7 protein-coding genes and 1 pseudogene are annotated in these 7415 nt (G+C 73.9%); all 8 read left to right on the forward strand.

Going from position 1 to position 7415, the window contains the following annotated elements; genetic code table 11:
- Positions 1-491, forward strand: a pseudogene (locus JS521_RS37035) (hypothetical protein); the annotation flags it as partial.
- Positions 492-572: 81 nt separating this feature from the next.
- A complete protein-coding gene (locus JS521_RS31700; RefSeq protein ID WP_030079082.1) occupies positions 573-998 on the forward strand; it encodes a phage tail protein in 426 nt (141 codons plus the stop codon).
- Between the two features lie 58 nt (positions 999-1056).
- Positions 1057-1779 (forward strand): CIS tube protein, encoded by a 723-nt coding sequence (locus JS521_RS31705; protein ID WP_205086364.1) that lies wholly within the window; start codon positions 1057-1059, stop codon positions 1777-1779.
- Positions 1776-3557 carry a VgrG-related protein gene (locus JS521_RS31710; RefSeq protein ID WP_205086365.1) on the forward strand — a complete coding sequence of 594 codons (1782 nt, stop codon included), beginning with the start codon at positions 1776-1778 and terminating at the stop codon, positions 3555-3557. Before JS521_RS31705 ends, JS521_RS31710 begins: the two co-directional genes overlap by 4 nt.
- Positions 3558-3623: 66 nt before the next feature.
- Positions 3624-3941, forward strand: coding sequence for a PAAR domain-containing protein (locus JS521_RS31715; protein WP_205086366.1), 318 nt, complete (start codon positions 3624-3626; stop codon positions 3939-3941).
- Positions 3938-4378 carry a GPW/gp25 family protein gene (locus tag JS521_RS31720; protein WP_205086367.1) on the forward strand — a complete coding sequence of 147 codons (441 nt, stop codon included), beginning with the start codon at positions 3938-3940 and terminating at the stop codon, positions 4376-4378. Before JS521_RS31715 ends, JS521_RS31720 begins: the two co-directional genes overlap by 4 nt.
- Positions 4378-6339: a putative baseplate assembly protein gene (locus JS521_RS31725; RefSeq protein ID WP_205086368.1), complete on the forward strand. Its 1962-nt coding sequence runs from the start codon at positions 4378-4380 to the stop codon at positions 6337-6339. The genes JS521_RS31720 and JS521_RS31725 overlap by 1 nt, the downstream gene beginning before the upstream one ends.
- Entirely contained in the window at positions 6336-6929 is a 594-nt protein-coding gene (locus JS521_RS31730) for a phage tail protein (RefSeq protein WP_205086369.1), read from the forward strand. The genes JS521_RS31725 and JS521_RS31730 overlap by 4 nt, the downstream gene beginning before the upstream one ends.
- The last annotated feature ends 486 nt before the right edge of the window (positions 6930-7415 follow it).

Genomic DNA, 7415 nt, shown 5'->3' on the forward strand with positions numbered 1-7415 from the left:
CCCCGCGCCCGGTTCCCGTGGTCCGGCCGCATCCCCCCGCCGCCGCCCGGACGGGGGACGCCGTGCCCGTACCCGTACAGCGGCTGGCGCTGCCCGTCGCACCCGACGCCGCCGGTCCTCCGGCCCCCGTGGGCGGGGCCGCTCCCGGCGGGCCGCCGCGCCCCGCCGTACGCGTGTCGCCCCGCACGCCCGCGCAGAGCGCCGGAGCGGGCCGTCCGGAGAGCCGGGCGCAGGCGGTCCAGCGGGCTGCGGCGGATGCCGGGATCACCGGGGTTCCCGTGCAGGCCGCCCCGGCGAAGCCCGCCGTGCAGCGAACGGAACCGGGGGGCGGGGCCGGCGACGCCCCCGACGCGGCTCCGGCGAACCGGCTGAGCGGTACGGAGATCGAGGAGCTGGCCCGCCGGCTCCTCGACCCGGTGAGCCGGCTCATCCGCGCCGATCTGCGCCGGGGCCGCGAGCGCAGCGGGCGGCTGCACGACGGCCGCCGCTGACAGCAGCGGCGGCTGCCCCCGCACACCGCCCCGCACACCGAGACAGCACAGAAGACGAGAAGCAGAGAAGACGAGAGACGTATGACGGACAACATCTTCGCGACGAGCGTGTTCTTCAAGCTCGCGATCGGCGGCAGCGACCTGGGCGCGTTCCACACCTGCTCGGGCCTGGGCGCCGAGGTGGAGATGGAGACGTACGCCGAGGGCGGCAACAACGGGTTCACCTGGCAGCTGCCGGGGCGGATCACCTGGACGAACATCACACTGACCCGCCCGGTGACCGCCGACACGATGAAGATCGCGCGCTGGCTGAACGAGACGATCCAGCGGGTCGAGCCCAAGGACGGCGAGATCGTGGCGCTGCGTCCCGACCTCAGCCGGATCATCAGCTGGCAGGTCCACGGCATCGTGCCGGTGCGCTGGCAGGGGCCGTCCTTCGACCCGGCCAACTCCCAGGCGGCGATCGAGACGTTGGAGATCGCCCACGAGGGCCTGGAGCCCTCCTGACCGCCCGCTGCCCGACCCCGTACCCGACCAGGACGTAGAGAGAGGAAGGAGGAACGCCGTGTCACCCGCTCTCCGCGCGAGCCGCGCCCGTGCCCAGCTGACCATCATGGAGCCGCCGTCGACCGTGGGCGCCAAGCCCGGCGGCACGCTCGCCCGGCTCACGCTGCAGTTCAACCCCGCGAAGCTGTCGCTGAGCAAGAGCACCGAGTGGCGGCGCACCCCGTCCCGGATGGCCGGGCAGTCCGCGCTGCCCGAGTTCGTCGGCAGCGGGCCCCGGGCCCTGTCACTGGAGGTGTTCCTCGACGCGACCGCCACCCACGACAACTCCGTGGAGAAGGCGGTGGAGCAGTTGATGACGGCGTGTGTCCCCACCCCCAAGAGCCTGGCCCGCAAGACGCCCGCAAGCCCCTGGGTGCGGTTCGACTGGGGGACGTCGAAAACGACCTCGTTCGACGGGGTGCTCTCCAACCTCTCGGTCTCGTACACCCTGTTCGACGTCGACGGGAAGCCGCTGCGCGCCACCTGCTCGCTGTCGATCGAGGAGGCGAGCGTCGGCCAGGCCGGCCAGAACCCCACCTCCGGTTCGAAGGAGGCGCGGCGCACGCACCGGGTGGTGGCCGGGGACAGCCTGCCGCTGCTGGCCTGGCGGGAGTACGGCGACGCCACCGCCTGGCGCACCATCGCGCACGCCAACGACATCGACGACCCGATGACGTTGACGCCCGGCCGGGAACTGCTGGTGCCCGGGCGGGAAGACCCGTCAGCGGAGGAGGGCCGATGAGCGGGAAGGAGACCACGGGCCGCTCGTTCGCCGCCGACCCGATCGTCGAGGCGCCCGCCGAGCTGCCCGCAGCGTGGGCGACCCAGTTGGTGAGCTGTGTGGTCGACGAGAACGTGGGTCTGCCGGACACCGCCGTCCTGATGTACCGGGATCCCGACCACACCTTCCTCGCCAAGACGGGCATCGGCATGGGCACCCCGCTGAAGATCTCGGTGAACACCGTGAAGGACCGGTCCCGCGAGCGGCTGTTCACCGGGGAGGTCACCGCGATCGAGCTGGACACCGACACCACCGGATCGTTCACCGTCGTCCGGGCGTTCTCCAAGGCGCACCGGCTCCAGCGCGGCCGGAAGGTGGTGGCATACCGGAACATGAAGACGGCGGACATCGTCCGCAAGGTCGCCGCCGGGGCAGGGCTCGCCTGCGGGAGGGTCGAGGCGGCGTCGATCACGTACAAGCAGCTGACCCAGCCGAACGTGTCGGACTGGGAGTTCCTCCAGCACCTCGCGGCCGAGAGCGGGGCCACCGTACGGGTGGACGACAAGGGCCTGTTGCAGTTCACCAAGCCGGACCCGGCCTCCTCGGCGCCCTCACCGTCGACATCGGCCACCCGCGACCCGATGGTCCTGGAGTACGGGAACAACCTGCTGGCCCTGCGCGCGGTGCTGACCGGGGCCGACGGGTCGGACAGCGTGGAGGTGCGCGGCTGGAACGTCGACACCAAGACCCGGCTGGTGGCCCGGCAGCAGTCCGTGCGCAGCGACACGGTCTCCCCGGGGATGAGCCCGTCGACGGCGGCCAAGATGTTCGGGGGGAAATCCCGGACGACGATCGCCGACACCCCGTACCGCACCCAGGCGGAGACCCGGGCCGTGGCCGGTGCGCTCGCCGCGTCCGTCAGCGCCGGGTTCGGGGAGGTCGAGGCGGTGGCGTACGGGAATCCGCAGTTGCGGGCGGGCATGCCGGTGGCGCTGGGCAACGTGGGGCCCGCCTTCTCCGGCCGGTACACGGCGACCGCCGCGCACCACGTCCTCGAACCGGACACCGGCTACCGCACGACGGTGATCGTCAGCGCCTCGCCGGACCGTTCCCTGTCGGGGCTGACCGCCGGTGGCAACGCCCCCTCGCGCGGCCCGCGCATGCCGGGTCTGGCGATCGGGGTGGTCACCGACATCCGTGAGGAGGGCAAGGGCCAACGCGGTTGGGTGCGGCTGAAGTTCCCCTGGCTCGACGACACGTACGTCACGGACTGGGTCCGCACCGTGCAATGGGGCGGCCAGGGCGGCGGCGGGGTGTTCAGCCCGGAGGTCAACGACGAGGTGCTGGTCGGGTTCGAGCAGGGGCTGCTGGACAGCCCGTACGTGCTCGGCGGGCTCTACAACGGGGTCGACAAGCCCTCCCCGCACGATGTCCCGCTGGTCGACCCGACGAGCGGAAAGGTCAACCGCCGTTCGCTTGTGTCCCGTTCGGGGAACCGGCTGGAGCTGCTGGACGCCCCGCGCGGACCGGCCGGGGTACGGATCGCCACCGGCGACAAACGGCTCGACGTGGTCCTCGACGAGAAGAAGGGCGAGATCACGCTCACCGTCAAAGCACGTGGTGGAACGCGGGAGTTGAGTTCGGTGACGCTGTCCGCTTCCGGCATCACGCTCGACGCGGGAGCCACGGGTGACGTGAACATCAAGGGCCGCTCGGTGACCGTCAACGGCAAGACGGGGGTCACGGTCGACGGCGGACTGCTCGCCGTCCTCAAGGCCAAGCTCATCAGGATCAACTGACCGCCCGCCCCTTCCCCATCCCTCAACATCCCCCAAGTCCCTTTCACAGCAAGGAGAACCCCGGCCATGCCCCCCGCAGCCCGCACGGGCGACAGCACCGCCCACGGCGGTCTCATCGGCACCCCGCCCCCGGGCGCGATAGCCGTGGCCACCGTGCTCATCGGCGGCCGGCCCGCGGCCGTCACCGGGAGCCTGCACGGGTGCGTCGTCCCCCCGCACGCGGCGCTCGGCCCCGGCAACGTGATCATGCCCAATCCGGCCGCCGCGATCGGCGGCGCGGTGCTGATCGGCGGGCTCCCCGCCGCCCGGATGGGCGACAGGACCACCTGCGGCGCGCCCATCGTCAGCGGTGCGTTCAACGTCCTGATCGGGGGCCCGATGTGAGCGGCGGCGGATTCATCGGGCGCGGCTGGGGCTTCCCGCTGCGGACCGGGCCGACGGGCGGGATCGCCCTGGTGGAGCGGGACAAGGAGATCGAGGAGGCCATCGGGCTGATCCTCGGGACCGCGCCGGGCGAGCGGCCGATGCGCCCCGAGTTCGGCTGCGGCATCCACGAGTACGTCTTCGCGCCCGGCGACGGGGCGACCGCCGGGCGGATCGCGCAGGAGGTCCGCACCTCGCTGGAGCGATGGGAGCCGCGCATCGAGGTGACGGACGTGGTGATCGCGTTCGACGCCATCGAGGAGGGCACGCTCTACATCGACGTGCACTACACGGTGCGGGCCACCAACGACCTGCGCAACCTGGTCTTCCCCTTCTACACGATCCCCTCCTCCGAGGGCTCGGCCGCGGAGACCGCGCCGGAAGCGGGGAGGCTCTGATGGCCCTGCCCTCCCCCAACCTCGACGACCGGCGCTTCCAGCAACTCGTCGACGAGGCCAAGCGGTTCGTCCAGCAGCGCTCCCCCGAGTGGACCGACCACAATGTGTCGGACCCCGGGGTGACGCTGATCGAGACGTTCGCGTACATGGTCGACCAGTTGCTGTACCGGCTGAACCGGGTGCCCGACAAGAACTACGCGGCCTTCCTCGATCTGCTGGGCGTGACGCTGTTCCCGCCGACCGTGGCGCGGGCCGACATCGACTTCTGGCTGTCCGCGCCGCAGCCGGAGACCGTGCACCTGCCCGCCGGTACGGAGGTGGCCACGGCGCGCGGTGAGGCCGAGGAGCCGGTGGTGTTCTCCACCTCCGAGGACCTGCCGATCGTGCCGAGTTCGCTGGTCCGGCTGGTGACCGCGCCGGTGTCGGGCGACCAGACGGACCGGACCGCGCCGCTCGGCGCGGGCAAGGACATCCCGTGCTTCCAGGCCCGGCCGGAGCCCGGCGACGCGCTGCTGTTCGGGCTGCCGACGGCCGCGCCCCGGTGCATCGTCGCCGTCCGGCTGGACAGCCGCGTGGAGGGCGTGGGCGTCGACCCACGTCAGCCCCCGCTGGTGTGGGAGGCGTGGGACGGGGCCCGCTGGGTAACGTGCGCGACCGGCACCGACAGCACGGGCGGCCTCAACCGGCCCGGCGAGGTCGTCGTGTTCGTTCCGGCCGGGCACACGGCGTCCGTGGTGGCCGGAACCCGGGCGGGGTGGCTGCGCTGCCGGGTGACCGCCCCGGAGCCGGGCCAGCCGTTCTACTCGGAGTCGCCGACGATCCGGGAGGCCGAGGTGTTCACGGTCGGCGGGACGGCGGCGGCCGAGCACGCGGAGACCGTCCTCGACGTGCCCCTCGGGGTGTCGGAGGGCGTCGCCGGACAGCGGTTCACGGTGGGCCGGGCGCCGCTGCTGCTGGACGGGGAGCCGCCCGTCGTCCAGGTGTCGACCGACGAGGGCTGGCAGATCTGGACGCCGGTCGAGCACTTCGGCGCGTCCGCCCCCGGCGACCGGCATGTCCGCATCGACGCCGTCGCCGGGGAGTTCGCGTTCCCGCCGGAGGTACGGGAGCCGGACGGCACGATGCGCGCGTACGGGGCGGTGCCCGAGAAGGGCGCCCAGCTCCGCGTACCTCGCTACCGCACGGGTGGCGGGTCGGCCGGGAACGTCGCCCGGGGCGCGATCTCCGTGCTGCGCAGCTCGGTGCCGTACGTCGCGGGCGTGAACAACCGCGAGGCGGCGGCCGGCGGGGTCGACGGGGAGACCGTGGAGAACGCGAAGGTGCGCGCGCCCAACATCCTGCGGGTGCAGGAGCGGGCGGTGACGGCCGAGGACTACGAGCTGATCGCCCGGGAGGCCGCGCCGTCCCTGCGCCGGGTGCGGTGCCTGCCGGCCGTGCGGGGCGAGGCCGGTGCGGTACGGGTGCTGGTGGTGCCGGACGCGGTGGCGGACGAGGACGGGCAGGTGCGGTTCGAGCAGCTGATCCCCTCGGACGCGGTGCTCGCGGCCGTGACGGAGCGACTCGACGAACGGCGCCTGGTGGGAACCCGGTTGGTCGTCGAACCGCCCGCCTACCAGGGCGTCACGGTCGTCGCCCGGCTGGTGGCCGCGCCCGGCGATGTGGACCGGGTCCGGGCGAAGGCGCTGGAGGCGCTGTTCCGCCACATCGACCCGTTGCGGGGCGGGGCGGACGGGCGGGGGGGGCCGTTCGGCAGGCCCGTGCAGTACGGGGAGGTCTTCGCCGTGCTCCAGAACGTGGAGGGGGCGGGGCTCGTGGAGGACGTCCGGCTGTTCCCGGCGGACCCGATCACGGGGCGGCGCGGGGCGGCGGCGGACCGGGTCGACGTGGCGCCGGGGGCCCTGGTCTTCTCGCACCAGCACCAGGTGGTGGTCACCGCGAGCGGGGCCGGTGAGGTCGTATGACGCGGGCGGCGGTACCCGGGCTGCCCAGCCGCTACCCGATCGGCGAGCTGCTGCCCGCCCTGTACGCGGACGACGACCTGGCCCAGCGGTTCACGGCGGGCCTGGACACGGTGCTGGCCCCGGTCCTGTCCACGCTGGACAACCTGCCCGCGTACGTCGACCCGGCCCTCGCCCCGGCGGACTTCCTGCCGTGGCTGGCGTCCTGGGTGGGCGTGGAGGCCGATCCGGCGTGGCCGGTGGAGCTGCGCCGGGCGGTCGTCGCGCGCGCCGTCGAACTGCACCGGTGGCGCGGCACGCGGCGGGGCCTCGTGGAGCGGCTGCGGCTGTGCTGCGGGGTGCACGCGGAGGTCCGGGACGGCGGGGGCGCGACCTGGTCGGCCGAGCCGGGGACAGCGCTCCCGCCGCCGCCGACCGGCGAACTGCTCGTCCGGGTCTGGCCGGTGCGCGAGGACGGCACGGTGGACGCCCGCCGGGTCCTCGAGGTCGCCACGGCCGCCTGCCCCGTCCACCTGACCTGCCGGGTGGAGGTCCTGCCGGGCCCGCCGGTACCACCCGAAGCACCTGACGCGCCTGAACAGACTGGAGGCTGACGTGATGCGTTCCTGCCCGGCGTGCGGCACGGCCAACGGCGAGACCGACGACTTCTGCGGCAACTGCGGTGGATACCTGGGCTGGTCCTCCGAGCCCGTACGACCGGGGCGGGGGGCTGCGCCGGAGCCGGAGCCGGAGGCCCCTGAGCCGACGCCCCACCAGCCGGGGTTCGGCCGCGGGCCGGAGGCTGCCCGGGAGCCGCAGACTGCCCGCGGGCTGGATCCTGTCGGGGAGCAGGAACCTGTGCCCGGGCCCGGGCCCGGACGCGAGCCGGGTCCGGCCGGGGAGCCGGGGCCCGTCCCCGAGCGGGGACCCGACCCCGAGCCGAGGGCGAAGTCGGCGGCCGGAGCCGACGCTCGGCCGCCGGAGGCCGAGCCGACCCCGATACGAGCACCCGCACCGGCACCACCGCCACCGACCTCGGCACCGCCCGCACCGACCTCTCCCCCGACGCCCCCGCCCGCAGGCGCGCCGCCCTCCAGCTC

The sequence above is a fragment of the Streptomyces durocortorensis genome, from assembly GCF_016901035.1.
Taxonomy (GTDB): Bacteria; Actinomycetota; Actinomycetes; order Streptomycetales; family Streptomycetaceae; genus Streptomyces; species Streptomyces durocortorensis.